18 protein-coding genes are annotated in these 22,969 nt (G+C 72.6%); 13 read left to right on the plus strand and 5 right to left on the minus strand.

All coding sequences use genetic code 11. The features are described from left to right. The first annotated feature begins 33 nt into the window (after positions 1-33). Genes Vau01_RS52015 through Vau01_RS52030 form a run of 4 tightly spaced genes read left to right on the plus strand, consistent with a single transcriptional unit; the run spans position 34 to position 4,349 of the window. Positions 34-2,748 (plus strand): YwqJ-related putative deaminase, encoded by a 2,715-nt coding sequence (locus Vau01_RS52015; RefSeq protein WP_204008859.1) that lies wholly within the window; start codon positions 34-36, stop codon positions 2,746-2,748. Then, positions 2,741-3,217 carry an SMI1/KNR4 family protein gene (locus Vau01_RS52020; RefSeq protein WP_204008861.1) on the plus strand — a complete coding sequence of 159 codons (477 nt, stop codon included), beginning with the start codon at positions 2,741-2,743 and terminating at the stop codon, positions 3,215-3,217. The genes Vau01_RS52015 and Vau01_RS52020 overlap by 8 nt, the downstream gene beginning before the upstream one ends. Further along, entirely contained in the window at positions 3,214-3,783 is a 570-nt protein-coding gene (locus Vau01_RS52025) for a hypothetical protein (protein ID WP_204008862.1), read from the plus strand. Before Vau01_RS52020 ends, Vau01_RS52025 begins: the two co-directional genes overlap by 4 nt. After that, the gene (locus tag Vau01_RS52030; RefSeq protein ID WP_204008864.1) at positions 3,780-4,349 is read left to right on the plus strand and encodes a hypothetical protein; all 570 of its coding nucleotides are present in this window, start codon (positions 3,780-3,782) and stop codon (positions 4,347-4,349) included. Before Vau01_RS52025 ends, Vau01_RS52030 begins: the two co-directional genes overlap by 4 nt. Here Vau01_RS52030 and Vau01_RS52035 read toward each other — a convergent pair. Next, a complete protein-coding gene (locus Vau01_RS52035) occupies positions 4,340-4,891 on the minus strand; it encodes a hypothetical protein (protein WP_204008866.1) in 552 nt (183 codons plus the stop codon). The two genes, Vau01_RS52030 and Vau01_RS52035, sit on opposite strands and share 10 nt — an antisense overlap. 72 nt (positions 4,892-4,963) lie before the next feature. On the opposite strand from Vau01_RS52035, the gene Vau01_RS52040 reads away from it, so the two are divergent. After that, on the plus strand, positions 4,964-5,755 hold the full coding sequence (locus tag Vau01_RS52040) for an aldo/keto reductase (RefSeq protein WP_204008867.1): 792 nt from the start codon (positions 4,964-4,966) through the stop codon (positions 5,753-5,755). On the opposite strand, the gene Vau01_RS52045 is transcribed toward Vau01_RS52040, so the two are convergent. Next, positions 5,739-6,320, minus strand: a complete 582-nt coding sequence (locus tag Vau01_RS52045; RefSeq protein WP_204008868.1) for an RDD family protein — start codon at positions 6,318-6,320, stop codon at positions 5,739-5,741. The genes Vau01_RS52040 and Vau01_RS52045 overlap by 17 nt on opposite strands. Before the next feature lie 41 nt (positions 6,321-6,361). Then, positions 6,362-7,330 (minus strand): polyphosphate kinase 2, encoded by a 969-nt coding sequence (ppk2, locus tag Vau01_RS52050; protein ID WP_204008869.1) that lies wholly within the window; start codon positions 7,328-7,330, stop codon positions 6,362-6,364. A gap of 167 nt (positions 7,331-7,497) precedes the next feature. On the opposite strand from ppk2, the gene Vau01_RS52055 reads away from it, so the two are divergent. Together Vau01_RS52055 and helR are read left to right on the plus strand one after the other, a co-directional pair. After that, positions 7,498-8,328: an RNA polymerase sigma factor SigF gene (locus Vau01_RS52055; protein ID WP_373320446.1), complete on the plus strand. Its 831-nt coding sequence runs from the start codon at positions 7,498-7,500 to the stop codon at positions 8,326-8,328. A 117-nt stretch (positions 8,329-8,445) separates the two neighbouring features. Then, entirely contained in the window at positions 8,446-10,584 is a 2,139-nt protein-coding gene (helR, locus tag Vau01_RS52060; protein WP_204008912.1) for an RNA polymerase recycling motor ATPase HelR, read from the plus strand. 42 nt (positions 10,585-10,626) lie between these two features. Here helR and Vau01_RS52065 read toward each other — a convergent pair whose 3' ends face one another. Together Vau01_RS52065 and Vau01_RS52070 are read right to left on the minus strand one after the other, a co-directional pair. Then, on the minus strand, positions 10,627-12,573 hold the full coding sequence (locus Vau01_RS52065) for a vWA domain-containing protein (protein WP_204008870.1): 1,947 nt from the start codon (positions 12,571-12,573) through the stop codon (positions 10,627-10,629). Next, positions 12,570-14,000: a sigma 54-interacting transcriptional regulator gene (locus tag Vau01_RS52070; RefSeq protein ID WP_204008871.1), complete on the minus strand. Its 1,431-nt coding sequence runs from the start codon at positions 13,998-14,000 to the stop codon at positions 12,570-12,572. Before Vau01_RS52070 ends, Vau01_RS52065 begins: the two co-directional genes overlap by 4 nt. Before the next feature lie 399 nt (positions 14,001-14,399). Here Vau01_RS52070 and Vau01_RS52075 point away from each other — a divergent pair, with 399 nt between their 5' ends. The 6 genes from Vau01_RS52075 (at position 14,400) to Vau01_RS52100 (ending at position 22,935) form a co-directional block, all read left to right on the plus strand. Continuing rightward, positions 14,400-15,185, plus strand: a complete 786-nt coding sequence (locus tag Vau01_RS52075) for a PDZ domain-containing protein (protein WP_204008872.1) — start codon at positions 14,400-14,402, stop codon at positions 15,183-15,185. Positions 15,186-15,194: 9 nt separating this feature from the next. Continuing rightward, the gene (locus Vau01_RS52080; RefSeq protein ID WP_204008873.1) at positions 15,195-16,514 is read left to right on the plus strand and encodes an AMP-binding protein; all 1,320 of its coding nucleotides are present in this window, start codon (positions 15,195-15,197) and stop codon (positions 16,512-16,514) included. 89 nt (positions 16,515-16,603) lie between these two features. Continuing rightward, complete coding sequence (locus Vau01_RS52085; protein ID WP_204008874.1) at positions 16,604-18,475, plus strand: serine/threonine-protein kinase; 1,872 nt, start codon at positions 16,604-16,606, stop codon at positions 18,473-18,475. Between the two features lie 10 nt (positions 18,476-18,485). Continuing rightward, the gene (locus Vau01_RS52090) at positions 18,486-19,163 is read left to right on the plus strand and encodes a class I SAM-dependent methyltransferase (protein ID WP_204008876.1); all 678 of its coding nucleotides are present in this window, start codon (positions 18,486-18,488) and stop codon (positions 19,161-19,163) included. A gap of 4 nt (positions 19,164-19,167) precedes the next feature. Further along, positions 19,168-19,941 (plus strand): aldo/keto reductase, encoded by a 774-nt coding sequence (locus Vau01_RS52095; RefSeq protein WP_239152669.1) that lies wholly within the window; start codon positions 19,168-19,170, stop codon positions 19,939-19,941. Positions 19,942-19,980: 39 nt separating this feature from the next. Beyond that, positions 19,981-22,935, plus strand: a complete 2,955-nt coding sequence (locus Vau01_RS52100; RefSeq protein ID WP_204008878.1) for an ATP-binding protein — start codon at positions 19,981-19,983, stop codon at positions 22,933-22,935. Positions 22,936-22,969: the final 34 nt, after the last annotated feature.

Raw genomic sequence — 22,969 nt, forward strand, 5'->3', positions numbered from 1 at the left:
TCGCTCAGTATGGTTACCAGGTCGAAAGGCAGCGTGGTGGTCGACCCGTCCTCGTTCCAGCGGTCCGCCGGCCTCACCGGCGGCGGCACGATGAGCTGGCAACTGGCTCCGGCATCGCTCGATGGTCCGGAGAGCCCTGCGGCGCTGGTGTCCGCCGCTCGCGGGCTCGGCGGCGCGCTGCGCGGTCCGCGCGCGGAGGTGGCCCGGGGGCACGGAACGGCCGCGGCGTTGATTCTTTCGGACGGCGTGATCACCACCGAGACGAGCCTGCGCGAGCCGCTGGGGCGGCACCCGCTCGCCACCGCGATGCTGTCCGAGACGCTGGCGGCGCTCAACCGGCGCGGCCAGCGGGCCGGCCTCGGGCAGTGCGTCGAGTCGACGCTCGTCTCCAACCGTCTCTACCAGGTCGAACAGCGCTGGACGGCCGAGGGCCGGCCCGGAGACCTCCGCACCTACGTGTTCGAGACGTTCCGGGGCGCGATGCTCACCGTGCGGCAGATCGGTGACGCCAACGGCCGCCCGCACGGCGCGCTCCGGCCGCCGTGCCGCAGTTGTCAGGTGCTGCTTCCGGCGCTGGGCATCGCGGTCACCGAGGCCGGCGGCTGGGACCCGGTGCCGCGGCCGGCGCCGGTGGTGGTCCCGACACCTGGCGACCAGCGGTCGATCGAGACCGGGCACCGGGAGTGGCTGCTCGGTGCGTCGTTCTGCGCCGACGGAACGGGCCCGGCCGGCCTCGCGCGGGTCGCCCAGCGGCTGCTCGACGCGGGTTCCGGCGCAACGGCGCTGGTCATGGTCACCTGGCAGGCGCCGAACCCGGGGCCGTACCTGCTCACCGCGGCCAACCGCGGCGGCGGGGTGTTCTGGCTCGACAACCCGTCGCGCGAGGTGTCGGGCGAGGGCCCGCCGTACGTGGCCGACGTCGACCGCGTCTGGTCGATCCTGCTCGACGCGGGTGGGCGGCCGGTCGGGTCGCTGGCGGCGACGCCGCCCCCAACGGTCACCGGGCTGTTCGACCCCGCGCGGCCGACCGTCCACGACGGCGCCCGGCTGCGCGAGCTCCGTCAGCTCATCGCGGCCTATCCCAGCGCCGACACCGACGGCAAGGTCGGCCTGCGGGCCGAGATCGCCGCGCTCATCGACGACCTCGGCGTGCGGCCCGGCACCGCGGAGGCCAACGGACGCTGGACGACGCTGCCGCCCGACCTCGCGGCCGCCCTGCTCGCCCTGGCCACCCCGCTCCTGACGCCGAAGGCGGTCGCCACGGTGCTGGCCGCCGACCCGGCCCGGCTGAACGCGCCGCAGCGGGGCTGGCAGCGCGACTTCGAGGAGCGGCTGGCCGACGCGTTCACGAGCACGTTGACCGGTTCGAGCCGCAAGGCCGGCGCGGCCGCGACGGTCGCCGCCGACGTGGCCGACCGGCTGCACCGGCTGGCCGTGGCCGGCGAGGCGATGCCGGCCAGCGTCCCCGGGCTGCCCGCGTACGCCGGCCAGGTGATCGGCCTGCCGCCCGACCGGCTGGCCGTGATCCGCGACCTCGACCCGGCGCTCGCCGAGAAGGCCACGGCCACCGGCATCTACATCGACCTCACCGGCCGGCCCGACCTGACCCCGTACGCGGCCGACGGCGTCGACCCGATCGCGCTGGACGCGGCGCCCGACGTCGACCTCACCACCGACCAGGGCCGGTCCGACCTGCGCGACGCCGACCGCCGCCGGGCCCGCGCCGAGTTCCGGTCCGCGCACAACGGCAACCCGCACGCGCTGACGCTGTTGAGCACCCACGACTTCCACTACGTCGGCGTGTACCGGCCGGCCGAGCCGCGCACGCTAGCCCTGGTGCCCGACCTGGTGGCGGCCGCCGTCCGGGCCGTGTCGCCGGTGCGGCCGGCCCCGTCGGTTCCACCGCAACGTCCACCCCGCCCGCCGGACCCCGAGCCCGAGCCGATCCCAGAACCGGTCGCGGAACCCGAGCCGACCGCCGAGCCGGAGCCGGTCGCAGAGCCGGTCGCAGAGCCGGTCGCCGAGCCGGTCGCCGAGCCGGTCGCCGAGCCGGTCGTCGAGCCGGTCGTCGAGCCGGTCGCCGAGCCGATCGCCGAGCCCGAGCCGATCGCAGAACCGGAGCCGATCGCAGAGCAGGTCGCCAAGCCCGAGCCGGTCGCCGAGCCCGGGCCGACCGCGGAACCTGAGCCCGGCGCGGAACCGGAGCCGGTCGCAGAGCCGGTCGCAGAGCCGATCGCAGAACCGGAGCCGATCGCGGGACCCGAGCGGATCGCGGAACCGGAGCGGATCGAGAAGCCGGAGCCGGTCGCGGAACCGGAGGCGATCGAGAAGCCGGGGCCCGACGTCCCCGAACAGCCGGAGCGTGCGGTCCCGGCCACCGGCTTCGGCGTGGCGGCGCTGCTGTCGGCCACCGATCCGGCCGGGCCCGTCCAACCAGCCGCCGTTCCCGCGCAGGCTTCCGCGACCGGGCGGGCGGCCGTGTCCGTGCCGGTTCAGCGGACCCCCGTCGCGGCCGGGCCGAGTTTCGCGTACTACGCGCTCGCCGACCAGGCCGACCGGCCGACCGGACTCCTCGTGGTCGCGATGCTGCCGGACGGCCCGCGCACCCGGCGCTGGGAAGCCACCGGCGCCCGGTCGAGCGGGTCGCCGAACCCGGTGAGCCGGCAGCAGGCCGAGGAGATCAGCCGGCAGGTGTTCGGGTTCGAGCTGCCGTCCGAGACCAGCCTGCCGGAGGTGTTCCTTGGCTGACAGCGACATCCGACCGTACGGGCGACTCGACCCGGGGCGGCTGGCGATGCTCGAAACCGGGCTGGGCCGCACGTTGCCACCGGTGTACCGGGCCTGGCTCGGCGCGACCAACGGCGCGTACATCGTCGGCGAGCACGGCATTCCCGGCTGCCCGTTCGTGCTGTTCGAAGAGCGGCCGCTGTTCGGCGTCCACCAGCACTTTCGTCCTTTTGATCTTTTTGCCGCCGACGCGTTGTACCGGCGGCCGTGGCTCTCCACCGACCACCTGGTCTTCGCCGCGCCGTCGGGCGGCCTGTTGGTGGTGCGGGTGTCCCCGCCCGCGGCCGACGCCATCTTCTTCCTTCCGGAGGACGCGATGACCGGGCAGCCCGGCGCGGCGGCCGACGCGGTGCGCGAACGGCACCTCGTGCCGCTGGCCGACGACATCAACGACTTCGGTCACCAGCTCCGCACGTTGGTGACGGCATGACAGCGATCGTCGTGCCGCTCGGCCAGTTCCTCGGCACCCGGTACGTGGGCGACACGCACACCCGTGACGTGCGCCTCGGCACCGAGGTGATCCGGCTCAACGACCGGCACTTCGGCGCGTGGGCGCTCACGCACGGGCTGCCCGACCAGGTCGGCGACCGGCCCTGGACGCGGGCCGCGGTGGCCGACGCGGCCGGTGCCGACGTCGACGAGCTCCTCGACACGCTGATCGAGATCGGGTTGGCCGTCGAGGTCGACCCGGCCGCCGGAAGCGGGTTCGCCCGCTCGCACCGGATGGGCCACCGGATGCTGGGGCTGGGCAACACGGCCGAGCGGCCGGAACTGTTCGCGATCGGGCTGTTCGACCGGCCGATGGTCCACGTGACCCGCGACGTCTACGACCTGTGGGACGCGTGCCAGCTGGCCGGCAGCCTGTGGGAGGCGTGCGAAGCGGTGGGACCCGACGAGCCGGACGAACTGGCCGGCGACCTGCTCGCCAACCTGCACCACCTGCTCGCGATGAGCGTCGTCTACGTCGAGCCGATCTACCCGGAGGCGGCGCGATGATCCTGCCCGTCGGCCACTACACCGGCTCCGAGCACCCGCCCGGGTACCGGACCGTGCGGATCGGCCGCAGCCGCGTCTCGTTCACCGACCCCGAGCCGTTCCTGGTGTGGGCGGCCGCGCACCGGCGACCGGGCAACCTCGGCGCGCCCTGGGGCCGGGCGGAGATCGCCGCGGCGGCGAAGGTCGACGACGCCGACGCCGTCATCGACCAGCTCCTGGACGACGGGTTGCTGGTGGAGCCGAGCGACCCGGAGGCGTTCGCGAAGAAGCACAAGGCGGTGCCGATCCTGATCGCCCTCGGCAACACGCCCGAGGCGCCCGACCGGTACGGCATCGGGCTGTACGGGTTCGAGCCCGTGATCACCGTGTCGCCGCTGGTCTACGAGCTGTGGCAGTGGGGAACGATCAGCGTCAGCATCTGGGCGGTGTGCGAGGCGTTCGCGACCGCGAACTCGCGGGCCACGGGTGTTCCGATCGCGGCCGACGCCGTACTGGCCGAGTTCGTCGCCGCGCTGCCGGCGCTGGTCGGGTCGAACGCCGTGTACCTGGATGAAGTTCAGAGCTGAGCGGCGATGTTCGTGTAGGTGCTGCGCACCGCTTCGAGCCGGAGGCTGCGGAACCGGCCGGGCTCCTTGGCGTACGCGGCCCGGCCGCGGTCGGTGACGAACGCCTGCTCGGGCACCCGGTCGGCGCCGGCGGGGACGAACTTCAGCACCTCGTCGATCGCGGCCGCGGCCCGGTTCAGCATGGCCTTGGCCCGGGCCAGGCCGTCGGCGGTCAGGGCCGCGGTGTCGGCCGGCACGTTGCGGGCGTAGGCGTCGGCGACGCTGAGCCACTCGCCGGGATCGAGCAGTTCCGACACCTCGGGGCCGCCGTAGCGCACCGATCCGTCGGCGGGCGGCGGCAGGATCTGCTGCGGCAGGCGGAAGGTGAACTCGCGCTGCCGGCCGTCCTGCGGGCAGGTGCCGGTGTAGTGGCTGGCCAGGTCGCCGTCACCGGTGTCGATGACGGAGCTGCTGCGCGGGAACCTGATCTCGCCGCATTCACACGGATGCAGGTCCATGAAGAGGTGGGCTTCCTCGTTGGTCCGGGCGAGCCGCAAAGCCATGCGTCAACCCTATCCATTTAGCCCACACTAAAATCTTCGGCTTCCGTAGCCCGTTCAGCCAGAGTCCGACGCATGGAGAAGATGCGCGTCGGCTTCGGCGCACTGCGACTGACCGGCCCCGGCGCCTGGGAGCCGACGCCCGACCGGGAGGCGGCGCGGGCCGTGCTGCGCCGGGCCGTCGACCTCGGCGTCACCCACATCGACACCGCCGACTCGTACGGGCTCGGCGACAACGAGGAGCTGATCGCCGAGGCGCTGTACCCGTACCCGGCCGAGCTGACGATCGCCACGAAAGCCGGGCAGTCGCGGCCGGGCCGGAGTGCGTGGGTGCCCCTCGGCCGCCCGGAGTACCTGCGGCAACAGGCCGAGCTGAGCCTGCGCCGGCTGCGGGTCGACCGGCTCGACCTGTTCTACCTGCACCGGGTCGATCCGAAGGTTCCGTTCGAGGACCAGCTCGGCGCGCTGCGCGAACTCCGCGACGAGGGCAAGGTCGCCGGGGTCGGGCTTTCCGAGGTGACGCGGGAGCAGCTGGCCGAGGCCGAGAAGGTGGTGCCGATCACGGCCGTGCAGAACCTCTACAACTGGGCCGACCGCACCCACGAGCCGGTGGTCGAGTACTGCACCGACGTCGGCACGACGTTCGTGCCCTGGCTGCCGGTCGCGGGCGGTCGTTCCGACGCCCGGCTCACCGCCGTCGCCGCCGAGACCGGCGCGACACCGACGCAGGTCGCGCTCGCCTGGCTGCTGCACCGGTCGCCGGTGGTGCTGCCGATCCCGGGCACCCGCTCGCCCGAGCACCTCGCCGAGAACGTGGCGGCCGCCACGATCGAACTGACCGCCGAGCAGGTCAGGCGGCTAGCCTGACCACCACCGTCTTGGCCGGCTTGTCGTGCAGGCACTGCCGGTACGGCTTGTCCCACAGGCACCACAGCGGGTCGATCAGCCCGATGTAGCAGTTCGCCAGCAGGTTGAACAGCAGGACCAGGCCCCACCGGCCGGCCAACTGCCCGCGGCTCAGCCGCGCACCGGGCTCCAGCGGCGCGATCGCGATCTTCAGCATCCGCTTGCCGGGCGTCTGCCCGTTCCACCGCAGCGGGACCTCCACCTCGTACGCGTACTGGGAGACGACGACGACCGCCGTGATGCCGACGACCGCGACGACCACCAGGACCGGGGATTGGTCTCCGGTGAGGTAGCTGATCAGCTTCACCGCCATGCCGACGACGAACCCGCCCGCGATCAGCAGGACGAACTGGATCAGCCCGTCGATGACGCGGGCGCCGAGCCGCGCGCCCGCGTTCGACAACGGCCGGCCGTCGGGGGCGAGCTGGAACACCGGCTGCGGTACCTGGTAGTCGCCCGACATCGACGGATACTGCGGCAGCTGTCCGTACGGGTACTGCGGAGGATATTGAGGCTGGTCGCTCACCTTGCCACTTGTAGCAGGTTTGAGCCACGCCGAAGGTCCCGCTACAGGTTGGGGAAGGTCGATATGCGACTGAGATCGTCGTCGATCTCGCGCAGGCCCCGACCGACGATCTTCGGGTCGGCCGCGATCGCGACCCCGGTGTCCTTGTCGTCGTAGTCGAACTGGGCGAGCACGTGCCGGATCGCCTCCAGCCGGGCCCGCTTCTTGTCGTTGCTCTTCACCACGATCCACGGCGCGTCGGCGGTGTCGGTGTAGAAGAACATCGCCTCCTTGGCCTCGGTGTAGTCGTCCCACTTGTCGAGCGAGGCGATGTCCATCGGGGAGAGCTTCCACTGGCGTACCGGGTCGATCTGCCGGATCGCGAACCGGGTGCGCTGCTCGTCGCGCGACACCGAGAACCAGAACTTCACGAGGTGGATGCCCGACCGGACCAGCATGCGTTCAAGATCCGGGGTCTGGCGCATGAACTCCAGGTAGTCGGTGCGGGTGCAGAAGCCCATCACCCGGTCGACGCCGGCGCGGTTGTACCAGGACCGGTCGAACAGCACGATCTCGCCCGCCGCCGGGAGGTGGGCCAGGTAACGCTGGAAGTACCACTGGGTGGACTCGCGCTCGCTGGGCTTCTCCAGCGCCACCACGCTGGCGCCGCGGGGGTTCAGGTGCTCGGTGAACCGCTTGATGGTGCCGCCCTTGCCGGCGGCGTCGCGGCCCTCGAACAGGATGACCAGCTTCTGGCCGTTCAGCTTGATCCACTTCTGCAGTTTCAGCAGTTCGATCTGCAACTGCCGCTTCTCGCGGTCATACTGCTCGCGGGACATCCGCTCCGGGTACGGGTAGTCCTCCCGCCACGTCTCGACGACGTTGCCGTCCTTGTCGAGGAGGAGCGGCTCGTCCTCGTCGTCGAAGTCGACCCGGTAGTCGCCGAGGTTGTCCAGAACATGTGCGAAGTCGAGCTCGTCCAGGCGGGGGTCGTGGAACAGCGGTCGGTGGTCGTGTACCTCGGAGCTCATGCCCGTGGTCATACCCGCCGTGGCCGACCCGCATGTCGCCCGGACGCGACGGTCGAGTGAACAATGCCGCTATTACGGACGCCACGGGAAGCGCGCGTGTGAGGAACGGGCCGCTTGGGAATGTCAACGGTCACCCCGACCGATCCCGGAACCGTGAGGATCTGCGCGTGCAGGAGGAGCAAACTGTGGCCGGTGACTCGGCCGCGGACAACAGAGCCGGCGGCGGTAAGCCCGTCCGAAACCGGGACGACGCCAACAGCTCCGAATCCATGCTCGGCCGGTTGGCGAAATTGGAGCCCGGCAGCCCCGAGTACGGCCAACTCCGCGCCCGCATCATCGAAGACCTGCTGCCGCTGGCCACGCACCTCGCGGCCCGCTTCCGCAACCGCGGCGAGCCGTTCGACGACCTCGTGCAGGTCGCGAACCTGGCGCTCATCAAGGCCGCCGACGGGTTCGATCCGGACCGCGGGGTCAGCTTCTCCAGTTACGCCGTTCCGTTCATCGCCGGCGAACTGAAGCGGCATTTCCGCGACAAGACCTGGCACGTGCGCGTCCCGCGCCGGCTGCAGGAGCTGAGCCTGCAGATCAACCGGGCCACCGACGAGCTCACCCAGCGGCTCGGCCGGTCACCGACCGTCGCCGACCTCGCCAAGCACCTGGAGATCGGCGAGGAGGAGACGATCGAGGCCCTGGAGGCCGCCGGTGCCTACCACAGCCTGTCCCTCGACGCGCCCGCCGGCGGCGAGGACGGCGCGAGCACGCTGGTGGACCTCATCGGCACCGAGGACACCGACCTGGCCGAGGTCGACGCCCGGGTGGCGCTGCCGCCGTTGCTGGCCACCCTGCCCGCACGCGAGCAACGCATCCTGGCGATGCGGTTCTACGGCAACCTGACCCAGTCGCAGATCGCGGCCGAGATGGGCATCTCCCAGATGCACGTCTCCCGCCTGATCACCAAGGCCCTGGCCTCGCTGCGGCACCAGCTCCTGGACGACTGACCGGGCGCGGGGCACAAAAAATGGAAGGGAGATCTCCCTTCCGTATTCAACGTATAACACAGGTGGGGTCTTGCGGCAAGACCCGGGTTCTGGCGCAAACTCGCTGACGTGAATCAGCTGACCACCAGCGCGTTCGAGCTTCCCGACAATCTCGCCCCCAAGTCGGACCCGGCGTTGATCGCCCGCGACGAGAAGCACTTCGCCGTCATCGCGGAGAGCCTTGAGCGGACGGTCACCGAGTTGTCGGACCGGCTGGAGGCCGCCCGCAGGTCGCCCGCCCGGAAGGGGCGGCAGGCGGTGGACCGCGACGAGGAGGTCCGCCGGCTGACCGCGCGCCTGCGCACCCTGAGCCGGTTCGGGGTCGACCTGTGCCTCGGGCACATGGTCGGCGCCGACGACGAACCCGTGTACATCGGGCGGCAGGGGCTCACCGACAGCGACGGGCGCCGGCTGCTGGTCGACTGGCGGTCGCCGGCCGCCGAGCCATTCTTCGGCGCCACGCACGCCAACCCGATGGGCCTCACCAGCCGGCGCCGGTACCGGTGGACCCGCGGCCGGATCACCGACTACTGGGACGAGGTGTTCACCGCCGACGGGTTCGACGGGCACCGCGCCGCCCTCGACGACCAGTCGGCGTTCATCGCCAGCCTGGGCGACAGCCGGTCGCCCCGGATGCGGGACGTGCTCGGCACCATCCAGGCCGACCAGGACGCCATCATCCGGGCCGGGTCCGGCGGCGCGCTCGTGGTCGACGGCGGGCCGGGTACCGGCAAGACGGTCGTCGCCCTGCACCGCACCGCCTACCTGCTGTACTCCGACCCGCGCCTCGGTCACCGGCGGGGTGCCGTGCTGTTCGTCGGCCCGCACGAGCCGTACCTGGCCTACGTGTCGGACGTTCTGCCCAACCTCGGCGAGGACGACGTGCAGACCTGCACCCTGCGCGACCTGGTCGTCGAGGGAGCGGCCGCGGTCGCCGAGACGGATCCGGAGGTGGCGGCGCTGAAATCGTCGGCCCGGTTGGTGACGGCGATCGAGGCGGCCGTGCGGTTCTACGAGGAGCCGCCGGCGACGGGCATGCGGGTGGCCATCCACGAGTCCGAGGTCTTCCTGACCGCCGACGACTGGGCGGCGGCGTTCGAGGCGCCCGACCCCGGCACCCCGCACAACGAGGCCCGCGACCAGGTCTGGGCGGAACTGCTGACGATCCTGCTGGACAAGTACGACGGCGACGAACCGGAGCACCTGCTGCGCCGGTCGCTGGAGCGGAACCGGGACCTGGCCACCGCGTTCAGCCGCGCGTGGCCGCTGCTCGAAGCGGCCGACCTCGTCGGCGACCTGTGGACCGTGCCCGCCTACCTGCGCCGGTGCGCGCCGTGGCTGGGTGCTCACGACGTCACAAAATTGCAGCGCCCGGCACCGAAAGCCTGGACCGTCGCCGATCTGCCGTTTCTGGACGCGGCCCGGCAGCGCCTCGGCGATCCGGAGGCGTCGCGGCGGGCGCGGGTGCGCGGGGCCGCCGTCGCCGCCGAACGCGCGCGGATGGCCACGGTGGTCGACGACCTGCTCGAAGCGCACTCCTACGACGACGGCGAGGGCCTGCTGGTGATGCTGACCCAGCAGGACATGCGCGACGTGCTGGTCGAAGGGGCCGGGCCGCCCGACGCCGACCCCGACCTGCTCGCCGGCCCGTTCGCGCACATCGTGGTCGACGAGGCGCAGGAACTCACCGACGCGGAGTGGCAGATGCTCCTGCTGCGGTGCCCGTCCCGGAGCTTCACGATCGTCGGTGACCGGGCCCAGGCCCGGCGCGGCTTCACCGAGTCGTGGCGGGACCGGCTCGCGCGCGTCGGCCTGGACCGCGTCGACATCGCGACGCTGACGATCAACTACCGGACGCCGGCGGAGGTCATGACCGAGGCCGAACCGGTGATCCGGGCCGCCCTGCCGGACGCCAACGTGCCGACGTCGATCCGCAGCAACGGCGTACCGGTGACGCACGGGTCGGTGCGGGACCTCGGCCCGATCCTCGACGCCTGGCTCGCTGCGAACCCCGAGGGACTCGCGTGTGTCATCGGCGACCCGACGTTCGAGGGCGTGGGACGGGTGCGGTCGCTGACGCCCGAACTGTCGAAGGGCCTGGAGTTCGACCTGGTCGTGCTGATCGACCCGGAGCGGTTCGGCACCGGCATCGAAGGTGCGGTGGACCGGTACGTCGCGATGACCCGCGCGACGCAGCGCCTGGTGATCCTCAGCTAGGCAGCCCGGCCGCGCCGTCTCAAGCGGCGCGGCCGCGCCGTTTTAGGCGGCGCGGCCGCGCCGGCCCCGCCTGGCCCGGATGTAGTCGTTGACCACGTACTGGCCGAGGTCGTCGACGTCGGGGGTGAAGACGCGGCCACCGCTGCGCCGCGCCACCGCGTCGACGAACCGGCGCAGACCGGGATCCTCGCCCAGCATGAACACGTTCAACGTAGCGCCGTACCTCGTGAGCTGGTCGACCTCGCGCACCGTGAGCGAGATCGTCTCGTGCAGCGGTGGCCAGTGGAACACCGGCTCGCCGTCCGCTTCGAGGTGGGCGGTCGGCTCGCCGTCGGTGACCACCAGCACCACCGGCTCGGCGTCGGAGTGCTTGCGCAGGTGCCGGCCGGCCAGCTTGAGCGCGTGGTGCAGGTTCGTGCCCTGCACCATGTCGGGATCGACCGCCGCCAGTTCGCCCTGCGACAGCGTCATCGCGTACCGGCCGAACCCGATGATCTGCAGCGCGTCCTGCGGGAACTTCGTCGCCACCAGGTGCGAGAGGGCGAGCGCCGTCTGCTTCATCGGGCCCCACCGGCCCTCGGCGACCATCGAGAACGACAGGTCGACGCACAGCGCCACCGCGGCCGAGGCGCGCCGCTCGGTCTCGGCCACCTCGAAGTCGTCGACCTTGAGCCGGACCGGACCCGGCCGTCGCACCGCGTTGGCCACCGTGCGCACGACGTCGAGCGGTTGCTCGTCGCCGAACTCCCACGACCGCGACGCGCCGGTGAGCTCACCGGCCGCGCCGGCGCTGCGCAGGTCGTGCTGCCCGCGCCGGCCCGATTCGAGGTGGGCGAACACGTGCCGCAGCGCCGTGCCACCGAGCCGGCGCAGCGCCTTCGGGCTGAGCCCGAGCCCTTCCGCGCCCCGCTCCAGCCAGCCCTGCCGGCGCAGTTCCCGTTCGAGTTCCTGCAGCCGGCGCACCTCGTCGGCGGCGTCGCGGCCGAGTTGGCGCGACACCGACTCGACGTCGATGTCGTCGAGGGTGGCGCCCGGGTGCTGCTGGCCGATCTGGTCGAGCAGGTCGTCGAGGTCGGCGATGTCGCCCAGAGCGCCGGCCGCCTCGCCGTACCCGAGTTCGCCCTCGCCGCGCACCCGGCTCCGCTGGTCCCAGTTCAGGTCGGGACGCAGCGTGCGCAGGTTGGCCGACAGCGCGGCCAGCTCGCCGGACAGGTCGGCGCCGCCGAGCGCCTGCGCCATCAGGCCGGCCAGTTCCTCGCGCTGCTCCGGGGTGAGCGAGCGCATGAGCCGCTCGGCCGCGGCGGCCCGGCGGGCCAGCGTGTCGATCAGCTCGTCGATCGAGCCCGGCTGCTCCGGGAAGAAGTCGCCGTGCTTCTCCATGAACTCGTTGAACGCGTCGGCCGTGTCTTCGCCGCGGGCGTGCCGGCCGAGCAGGTCGTTGAGGTCGCTGAGCATCTGCTTGACGGCGGCACCCGCCTCCGGCCCGGCGTTCTGCAGGGCCTGCTTCATGCCGGCGAACCGCTGTTCCAGGACGTCGTTGCGCAGCCCGTCGAGAATCTGCTGGTAGATCTGGCGGGCCTCGGCGCTGGCCCAGTCGTAGTTCGCCAGCTCCTCGACCGCCCGCGCCGTCGACCGGGGCAGGTTGTCGAGCTGCGCCTCGGCGAACCGGGCGTTGTCGTCGTCGCGCTGGGCGAGCTCGTCGCGCTCGGCGGCAAGGGCCTGGTCGAGCCGGGCCTGTGCCCGGGTGACGGCGCCGTCGAGGTTGCCGCGCCGCATCGCCTCGCGGCGCAGCCTTCGCGCCCGCGCCAGCAGGTCGTCGAGCCCGCGCCCGCCCTCCGGGCCACGCCGGAGCAGGTTGCGCAGCGCGTCGCGCAGGCTGCCGCCGGCCAGCACCTCGGCGCCGACCTGGTCGACGGCCGCGCGCACGTCGTACGGCGGGGCGAGCGGGTCGGGCCCGCCCCGCCAGGCACCGTACCGGTTGATCGTCATCGCGATCCGTAGACCGTGCGGCCGTCGTCGGTCAGGTCCTTCGACAGGCGGCGGCTGAGGTGCAGGCCCTCGAGCACGAACTCGATGCCGGACGCCGCCTCGCCCGCGGTCGGCGCGTCGCCGAAGCCGAGCCGTTCGAGCACCTTGGCCAGGCCCGGCACGGTGCCCACCTGCTGGAGCACGTCGGCGGCCGCGACCAGCTCACCGGTCTCGATCACCTCGCCCTCGGCCACCAGACCGGTGAAACCGCTGAGGTCGATGCCGGCGAGCCGGGCCCGGAACGTCTCGGCGGTGGCGGTGCGCAGCAGGTGCGCGAGGATCTCGGTCTCCCGGCCCTCCTCGCCGCTCTCGAACTCGACCTTGCCGCGCAGCGTGCTGGTGACCGTGACCGCGTCGCCGACGCGCGCCACCGCCTCGGCCTCGGCGAGCAGGGCGTGCCGGCGCAGCGCCGACGCGGCGATGGTTTCCGCCGCGGCGATCCCGAACCGGGCCGACACGCCCGAGCGGGCGTCGACGGCCGGCGACTCGCGCACCGCGCGGGTGTACCGGGCCACCACTTCGAGCAGGTGGTCGGGCACCTCGGCGACCAGCGCCGCTTCCTGACGCACCAGGTCGATCTCGAAGTCGAGGTCGAGCGGGTAGTGGGTGCGAATCTCGGCGCCGAACCGGTCTTTCAGCGGCGTGATGATGCGGCCGCGGTTGGTGTAGTCCTCCGGGTTGGCGCTGGCGACGAGCAGCACGTCGAGCGGCAGCCGCAACTGGTAACCGCGGACCTGGATGTCGCGCTCCTCCAGCACGTTGAGCAGCGCCACCTGGATGCGCTCGGCCAGGTCGGGCAGCTCGTTCACGGCGAAGATGCCGCGGTTGGTGCGGGGCACGAGGCCGAAGTGGATCGTCTCCGGGTCGCCCAGCGTGCGGCCCTCGGCCACCCGGATCGGGTCGATGTCGCCGATGAGGTCGCCGACGCTGGTGTCGGGCGTGGCGAGCTTCTCGCCGTACCGCATCGAGCGGTGCAACCAGGCGACCCTGAGGTCGTCGCCGTCTTCGGCGGCCGCCCGGATCGAGGCCGGGCCCACCGGGTGGAACGGGTGCTCGTTGAGCTCGGAGCCGGCGATCACCGGCGTCCACTCGTCGAGCAGGGAGATCAGCGACCTGATGACGCGGGTCTTTCCCTGGCCGCGCTCGCCGAGCAGCACCAGGTCGTGGCCGGCGAGGAGGGCGCGCTCGAGTTCGGGCAGCACCGTGGCGTCGTAACCGACGATGCCCTCGAACCTGGGCTGCCCGGCACGGATGCGGGCCAGCAGGTTCTCGCGGAGCTCCGCCTTCACCGTGCGGTACCGGTGACCGCTCGCACGCAACTCGCCGACGGTACGGGGAAGGTCGGCAGGCGGTCGGGGCAGAACAGGCTGGGATTCAGCGTGTGTCACCAATCGAACCTAGCCCGCTGATGTAGTTAGAGTGCGAACCAACGTCTGTTCGCTGGGAGCGAACGGACGACGGCCGCCGGTACGGCCGTCCACTCTTCGGTGGACACCGTGACAATTCCGAGACAATTACGGAAAGCACGCAACCGGATACGCATACAGTGCCATCGACACGGTCGGTCTAACCGAGGGGGCACTGTGCCGAAAGATCGGGAACCGCTGTTGAAAGACCGCACCAAGACCGAACCGGCCCGTCGCCAGCCGGACATCGTGGTCTGCACCGCGACCTCCGGGCACGTGGCCGACGCCAAATCGACAGTTCGATAACTTCCGGCCCCGGACGACAACCGTTCCGAGGCAGGGCCGCGTCTAGATGGTGTGACGAAGTCTTTTCGTCCCCGCTTGGCCGTCGTGGCGTTCACCGTTCTGGCCGTGGTGTCGTCGGTCGGCCTGACCCTGAGCGCAAGCAACACGCCGTACGCGGCGGAACTGCCCGCGGCGCCCGGTCCGGTGGCGCCGGCCGAGCCCAGTTCCGCCGCGCCCGTGACGGTGACGCCGAGTTCGGCGTCGCCCCGGTCCGCCCAGCCACGCCGCACGCCGTCGGCGACCCCGTCGACCTCCGCCGTCACCACACCGACGAGCACCGGCCCGATCCCGCCGGAGGCCATGCTGTCGGCGAGCGACCTCGGTGCGGGCGTCACCGGTAACGAGGAGCGGGTCGACGACCGCGGCTCGCTCGCCACGATGCTCTCCTACTGCGGCCGGTCACCCGCCGCGTGGGGGAAGCGCGTCGACCACCTGGGCTTCCGCCAGCGGTGGCTGAGGTACCCGAACGAGATGTACGCCGTGCAGGAACTGTCGCGGCAGCCGGCGCAGGTCGCCCCGAAACTGATCTCGGAAGCGCGCGCGATGTTCGGCAAGGGCGGGCCGTGCGCCACCGTTCCCATCGGCGGCAACGCCGAGAACGTCGGCACGTTCATGATCGTCGACAGCGCCTGGGGCGACGAGTCGCTCCTCATGCGCGAGACCCGCACCGTCGGCGGCCCGCCGGCCTGGCGGATCCTGATCCGGCAGGGCGACCTGATCACCGAGATCCGCATCGCCGTTGACGGCTTCACCTCGGAACAGGCCGTCGACCTCGGCCGCCGCGCGGCGCAGCGGATGTGCGCCGCGACGCCGACCTGCTGAGATGGGCGGGTGCACAACGTCCTGCGGCGAGACCCGGCCGACACCACGATCACCGTCGACGGCGAGACGCTGACCCACGCCGATCTCTACGAGCGGGCCGCCGCCCTCGCCGACCGGCTGACCGGCGCCGGCCCCGTCGCGGTGGTCGCGCACCCCACCCTGCAGACGGTGGTCGCGATCGTCGCCGGCCTGCACGCCGGTGTTCCGGTGGTGCCGGTGCCGCCCGACTCCGGCCCGACCGAACTGCGCCACATCCTCACCGACAGCCGGGCCACCGTCCTGCTCGACGGCGGGTCGAGCACCGATCTCCCCGTCCCGTCCGCGCCGGCAACGGCCGGCGAAACCGCGCTGATCCTCTACACCAGCGGCACCACCGGCCCGCCGAAGGGCGCCGAACTCTCCGCCGCCGCGATCGCCGCCGACCTCGACGCGCTCGCCGAGGCCTGGCAGTGGACCCCCGACGACACGCTCGCGCACGGCCTGCCGCTGTACCACGTGCACGGGCTGGTGCTGGGCGTGCTCGGCGCGCTGCGCACCGGTTGCCGGCTCGTGCACACCGGCCGGCCCGTGCCGGCCCGCTACGCCGCCGCCGGTGCCACGCTCTACTTCGGCGTCCCGACGGTCTGGTCGCGGGTGGCCGCGGACCCGGCCTGCGCGCGGGCCCTGCGCCCGGCGCGCCTGCTGGTCTCGGGCTCCGCGGCGCTGCCCGGGCCGGTCTTCGCGGCGCTGCACGCGCTCACCGGCCACCGACCGGTCGAGCGTTACGGTATGACCGAGACATTGATCACCGTCAGCGCGAGAGCGGACGGGCCGCGCCGGCCGGGCGCCGTCGGCACCGCACTGCCCGGCGTGGAGACGCGCGTGGCGCCCGAACCAGGCCAGGCCGTGGGCGAACTCCAGGTCCGCGGTCGCACGCTCTTCAATGGTTACGCCCACCGCGCCGACGCCACTCGAAATGCTTACACGGCCGACGGATGGTTCCGAACCGGCGATGCGGCGACAATCGATGCGAATGGCGTGCACCGAATTCTCGGTCGCATGAAAGGCGACCTGATCAAGAGCGGCGGATTCCGAATCGGTGCCGGTGAGGTCGAAGATGCCCTGCTCACCCACCCCGCCGTGCGGGAAGTCGCGGTGCTGGGCCGCCCGGACGACGACCTCGGCGAGGAGATAATCGCCTTCGTCGTGGCCGATCCCGTCACCGCGGATGCCCTGATCACCCATGTGGCGACGACGTTGTCGAAACACAAACGCCCCCGCAAAGTCGTGTTCCTCGACGCTCTCCCCCGTAACCACATGGGCAAAATCCAAAAACACCGCCTCCTCTGAAAGTTTCGACGCGACACGACACGCCCACACCTGGGGGACATTTGTGCAAATCTCATCGTGATCTCTTCGCGCGTCGATAAATTGCCCCGGTGCCACCCACCGAGATACCGCTCAACCCGACGGTGCTCACACCGGATGGGGACGTCGTCACGCGGACGTACCAGCTGATCGAGGAGATCGGGCGCGGTGCGCACGGGACGGTGTGGCGCGCCCGCGCCACCGCCACCGGTCGCGAGTACGCCATCAAGATCCTCCGTGACCTGGGCACCGACGCGCCCAAGGCGACCGCCCGGTTCCTGCAGGAGCGCGGCATCCTGCTGCGGATGCGGCACGAGAACCTGGTGGCCGTCCACGACCTGCTCACCACCGTCGACGGCCGGCTCGCGCTGGTGCTCGACCTGGTCAGCGGCGGCACGTTGCGGGAACTGCTGCGACAGCGGGGTTCCCTGCCCGCCGCCGAGGCGGCCGAACTGCTCGCCCAGGTGGCCGACGGGTTGGCGGCCGCGCACGGCAAGGCGGTGGTGCACCGCGACCTCAAGCCCGACAACGTCCTGCTCGCGCCGCGGATGGACGGCGGCATCCGGCTGCGGCTCACCGACTTCGGCATCGCCCGGGTGCTCGACGGTCCGCGGATGACCACGTCGGGCGCGGTGCTCGGCACCCCGAACTACATGGCGCCGGAGGTCATCGAGGGCTCGCCGGCCACGCCCGCGGCCGACGTCTACGGGCTCGGCATCATGCTGTACGAGTTACTCGCCGGGCGCCCGCCGTTCGACGGCGACGGCGTCGACACCGCGATCCTGGTGCGGCACACCCGCGCCACCGCGCTGCCGCTGGCCGGGATGGCGCCCCGCGTGTGGGCCCTCATCGAGGCCTGCCTCGACCGTGACCCGGCCCAACGGCCGGACGCGAAGACGCTCCGCACCACGCTGCGCAAGCTGGCGGCCGAGACCGTCGGCGTGGAGGCGATCCGGCCGGTGCGCAGGGGCGACCGGCGCCCGACGTTCCTGCTCACCGACATCGGTGCCGCCGCGGCCGGCCGGGCCGGCCCACCGCCGCGGCCCAAGATCTCCGCCCGGAGCAGCCGCGAACTCAACGGCCGGGACCACAGCGGCCGGGAACCGGCCGGCTCTGGTCGCGAATTGGGCGGCCGGGAACCGGGCAGCCGGGAACCGGGCGTCGCCGAACCCGAAACCCCGGCCAAACCCGAACTCCTTGCCAAGCCCGAGACCCCCGACGGCCCGCAGCCCGAGAACGCGAGCAACCCGGGCACCCTGACGCCCGTCCCCGAACAGCGCCACCCCCGGCGCCGCGCCATCTCCGCGCTGGCCGCGACGATCGCGATCGTCCTGGCCCTCAGCGGCTACCTCGGAATGCGGTACGCGACCCACGGCGCGCCGGTCGACGAGGGTTCCGGCGCCACCGGTGCCCAGGCCACCGCCGGACCGGGCGGCGGCACGGCCGGGCCGACCGGTGGCCCGGGTGCGGGCGGCAAGCGGGCCGCGGCGGCCGCCGCCCCGTCCGTCGGTTCGGCGCTGCCGATCCCGGAGGGCACCGGCGGAGGTGCCCCAGCGGTCAGCGCAAGTTCGACGCCGGGCGGGGTACCCGAGGAACTCGGCGAGTGGAAGTGCAGCGAGAAGCGCTGGGCGGTCGGCCACCCGGCGACCGGCACCGCCTGCTACGCGCTGGGCACCAACATGCGGGTGAAGGGTTCGCTCAGCGCGGTCTCCGGCACCGAGGCCGACATCCAGATCGTGGTGGAGAACGCCGACTCCGGCAAGGCCGCGGCCGGCCCGTTCGGCTGCGAGAACAAGAAGTTCACCGACGCCACGAGCCGGCACGACTGCGGGCCGGAGACGCTCGACCTGGCGGCCGGGCGGTACCGGGTGGTCACGAAGTGGACCTACGACGACAGCGCGCTGCCCGAGGGCTCGGTGGTCGGCGACGTGTTCACCTGGTAACTGTTACCGCGTGGCCGGATTCGTACAGGAGCACACCACGATCCGCCGGGCTTCGGCCGTCCCGGAGATCGTTCTTCATCAGGCCGACGACGCGATCGGCCTGTGGGAGCGCACGGAGCGTGCCGCCGGTGGACACCTGCCGCCGCCGTTCTGGGCGTTCGCCTGGGCCGGCGGGCAGGCCGTGGCCCGGTACGTGCTCGACCACCCGGAGATCGTGCGGAACCGGCGGGTCCTCGACCTGGCCGCCGGGGGCGGGGTGGTCGCGATCGCCGCGGCCCGCGCGGGCGCGAGCGAGGTGACGGCCACCGAGATCGACCCGGCGGCGCTCGACGCGCTGGCCCTGAACGCCGCCGCGAACGGCGTCACGGTCACCGCCCGCCTCGGCGACGTCCTCGACGCCCCCGAAGATGACAGCGAGCTCCACGCCGACGTCGTGACCGCCGGCGACGTCTTCTACAACCGCGAACTCTCCGCCCGCATGATGGCGTTCCTGCGCCGGGCCGCCGAGCGGGGTGCCGTGGTGCTCGCCGGCGACCCCGGCCGCGCCTACGCGCCCACCGGGCTGCGGGCGGTGGCCCGGTACGAGATCCCCACCACCCACGACCTGGAAAGCGTCGAGACGAAGCTGTCGACTGTCTGGCAACTGGAGAGACAAGATCGCGCGAATCCGGCCGACACGGAAGAATGACGGCATGACCCCGCAGACGGTGACCCTGAGCAACGGCGCGGAGATGCCATTGGTCGGCTTCGGCACCTGGCAGTTACGTGGCCAGGAGGCGTACGACGCCACCCGGTACGCGCTGGAGATCGGCTACCGGCACCTCGACACGGCCACGATGTACCGCAACGAGGCCGAGGTCGGCCAGGCGTTGCGCGACAGCGGCGTACCGCGCGAGGAGGTGTTCGTCACCACCAAGCTGCCGCCGGAGCGGGCCGGCCGGGAACAGGAGACGATCGCCGCCAGCCTCAAGGCGCTCGGCATCCACTCGGTCGACCTGTGGCTCATCCACTGGCCGCCCGGCGGTGGCCAGAGCGTGCGGATCTGGCGCGAGTTCATCGCCGCCCGCGACGCGGGGCAGACCCGGGCGATCGGGGTGAGCAACTACTCCACGGCGCAGATCGACGAGCTGACCGGCGCCACCGGTGAGACGCCCACCGTGAACCAGATCCCGTGGAGTCCGTTCGGTCACTCGGAGCGGACGCTGGCCGAGAGCCGCGAGCGCGGCGTGGTGCTCGAGGGTTACAGCCCGTTGAAGGGCAGCGACCTGCGCAACCCGGTGCTGCGCGAGATCGCCGAGCGGCACGGGGTCACGGTGCCCCAGGTCATCCTGCGGTGGCACCTGGAGCACCGGGTGGTGGTGATCCCGAAGTCGGCGCACAAGGAACGCATCGAAACGAACCTCGACGTGTACAGCTTCGAACTCGACGCCGACGAGGTGAGCCGGATCGACGCCCTGGCCGGATAGCATTCGCACCCTCAGCTACTCGTTGGAGGCGGCGGGGGGATGGGCGAGGTTCCGCGAACCGGCGCGGTCCGGTTGCTGGGCGGGGTCAGCGTCGTCGGCCCGGCCGGCCCGGCGCGGCTCGTCGGCGCGCGGCAACGCACCATCGTCGCCGCGCTCGCCATCCGGGTGGGCTCGGTCGTCGCGCGCACCCGCCTGATCGACGCGGTGTGGGGCGACGACCCGCCGGCCACCGCCGACAAGACGCTGAACAGCCACATCGCCCGGCTGCGGCAGGCCCTCGCGGCGGCCGGGTTGCCGGAGGCGCTCACCACCCAGGCGCCCGGCTACGTGCTGCGGCTCGCCCCGCACGACGTCGACGCCCGCCGGTTCGAAGACGAGGTGCGGCTGGCCCGGGTCACCGCCGGCACCGACCTGGCCGCGGCCGGCCGGCAACTGCAGGAGAGTCTGGCGCTGTGGCAGGGCGCCCCGCTCGAAGACGCCGAGCCGGTCGACTGGCTCGCCGCCGAGGTGGCCCGGCTCGACGAGCTGCGGCTGGCCGCCACCGAAGACCGGTGGGCCTACGCGCTCAGCCTCGACGCGTCGCTCGACGTGGCGGAACTGGAGTACCTGGCGGCCGCCCACCCGTTCCGGGAACGGCTGTGGGAGCTGCTGATGGTCGCGCTGTACCGGGCCGGCCGGCAGGGCGACGCGCTCGCCGCGTACCTGCGTGCCCGCGAGGTGCTGGCCGATCAGCTCGGCGTCGAGCCGGGCCCGAGGCTGCGCCGGCAACACGCCGCGGTCCTCGCCGGCGGCGAGCCGGAACCGCTCCTCGACCTGCCCGACGCCGGCCCGGTGCCCACCGAGCCGGCGGTGCCCGACGACGACCCGGTCAGCCTGCCGGAGCCGCTCACCGCGCTGGTCGGCCGCGACAGCGCGGTCGACGCGGTGGTCGCGACGGTGCGCGGCCGGCGGTTGGTGACGCTCGTCGGGCCGGCCGGCTGCGGCAAGACGCGCCTGGCCATCGCCGCGGCCAACGTGGTGGGCCGGGCCCGGTTCGTCGACCTGAGCGTGGTCACCGAAGGGTTGTTGGCGGAGGCGATCGCCGCGGCCCTCTCGCTCGCCGACGACGGCAGCAGCGACGCGTACGAGCGGCTCGTCCGCCACCTCGACGTCGCCGCTCCCCCGCTGCTGATCCTCGACAACTGCGAGCACGTCAGCGCCGCGTGCGCCGCGCTGCTCGCGCGTCTGCTCCCGGCCTGTGCGAACCTGCGCGTGCTCGCCACCAGCCGCCAGCCGCTGCGGCTGCGCGGCGAGGTCGTGCACCCGGTCGCCCCGCTCGACCCCGCCGACGCGGCCCAACTGTTCATCGACCTGGTCCGCGACCACACCGGCACCGAGGTGCCGCCCGAGCAACTCGACCTGGTGCACGCCCTGTGCCGCGACCTCGACGGGCTCCCGCTCGCCATCGAACTCGCCGCCGCCCGGGCCACCGCGCTGTCCGTCCCCGAGATCGCGGCCCGGCTCTCCGACCGCTTCGCCCTGCTCCGCGCGACCCGGGAGGACCCGTACGCCCAGCGCCACCACCAGACGCTGGCCGCGGCCCTCGACTGGAGCTACGACCTCATCGACGACGCTCAACGCGCGCTGCTGCGCACCCTGTCGGTGTTCGTCGGTGGCTGGCGGCTCGACGCGGCCGAGGCGCTCGACGCGAACGCCCTGGACCTGATGACCGAACTGGTCGACCGCTCGCTCGTGGCCGTCGACCGCCGCGACGGCGGGACCCGCTACCGGTTGCTCGAAACGGTGCGGGCATATGCGGCGCAGCGGCTCACCGACGCCGAGGCGGTCGCCGCGAAGCACCGGCACGCCGCCCACTATCTGGGCCTGGCCGAGCAGGCGGCCGCGAACCTGCGCAGCGGTCACCAGCAGTCCTGGCTCACCCGGCTCGCCGCCGACCACCCGAACCTGCAGGCGGCGATGCGCTGGCTGCTCGACAACGGCGACGGCACCGAGGACCTGCGGCTGGCGACGGCGCTCGCGCACTACTGCAAGTTCAGCGGCCAGTACCGGGAGGGCCGCCGGTGGCTGGCGCTCGCGCTGGAACGCCGTCCGGAGGCGCCCGACGAGATCCGCCTGCAGGCGCTGATCGAGGCGTCGGCGCTGGCGATCCTGGACTGCGAGTACCCGACGTCGCTGCGCCTGGCGCACGAGGCGCTCGACCTCACCCGGCCCGACCGCGTCGAGTTCGCCCGGCTGCTGGTGCTGCTGGCCTCGGTGCAGCGCGAGACCGGCCAGTACGAGCAGGCGATCGCGTGCGTCGAGCGGGCGCTGGTCTACTACCGGGTGATGGAGGAGCAGCCGGGGGTGGCCCGGGCGCTGCACACCGGCGCGTTCGCCGCCTGGGTTGGTGGCGACCTCGACACCGCGAACCGGTACCTGGCCGAGTGCCTGCCGCTCGTCCGCTCGCTCGGCGACCCGGAGGCGATCGCCGCCGCGCTGCTGAACCTCGGCGCCATCGCGTTCTACAGCGGCGACACCGAACGGGCCCGCCGCCTCTTCGACGACGCGCTCGAGCGGTACCAGATGATCTCGTTCGACGAGGGGGTCGCCTGGGTGCGCAACATGCTCGGGCTGGTCGAACTGCGCGCCGGTCGCGACGAGTCGGCCCGGGCACACCTGGTGAGCAGCCTCGGCGTGCACCGGCGGCTGGGTGACCGGTGGCGCACCGCGAGCGTGCTGGAGGCGCTGGCCGAGGCGTTGCGCCGCACCGGGTCGAGCCGGATGGCGGCGGTGCTGCTGGGTGCGGCGGGTGCGGTGCGGGCCGCGATCGGCGCGCCGGTTCCCGCCGTCGAACGCACCGACTGGGAGCGGACCTACGGTGCCCTGCAGGCCGAGTTGGGCGAGGACGACCTGTTGGCGGCGATCACCGAGGGGCACGATCGCGAGCTCGACGGCATCCTCGCGAGCGACCCGAAAATTGGTCGCAGTTTCACCACAACCTCAGCACAACCCTAAGCGTGTTCCCTGTACGCATGCCCCGCACGGGGGC

It is taken from the genome of Virgisporangium aurantiacum (genome assembly GCF_016863635.1).
GTDB lineage: Bacteria > Actinomycetota > Actinomycetes > Mycobacteriales > Micromonosporaceae > Virgisporangium > Virgisporangium aurantiacum.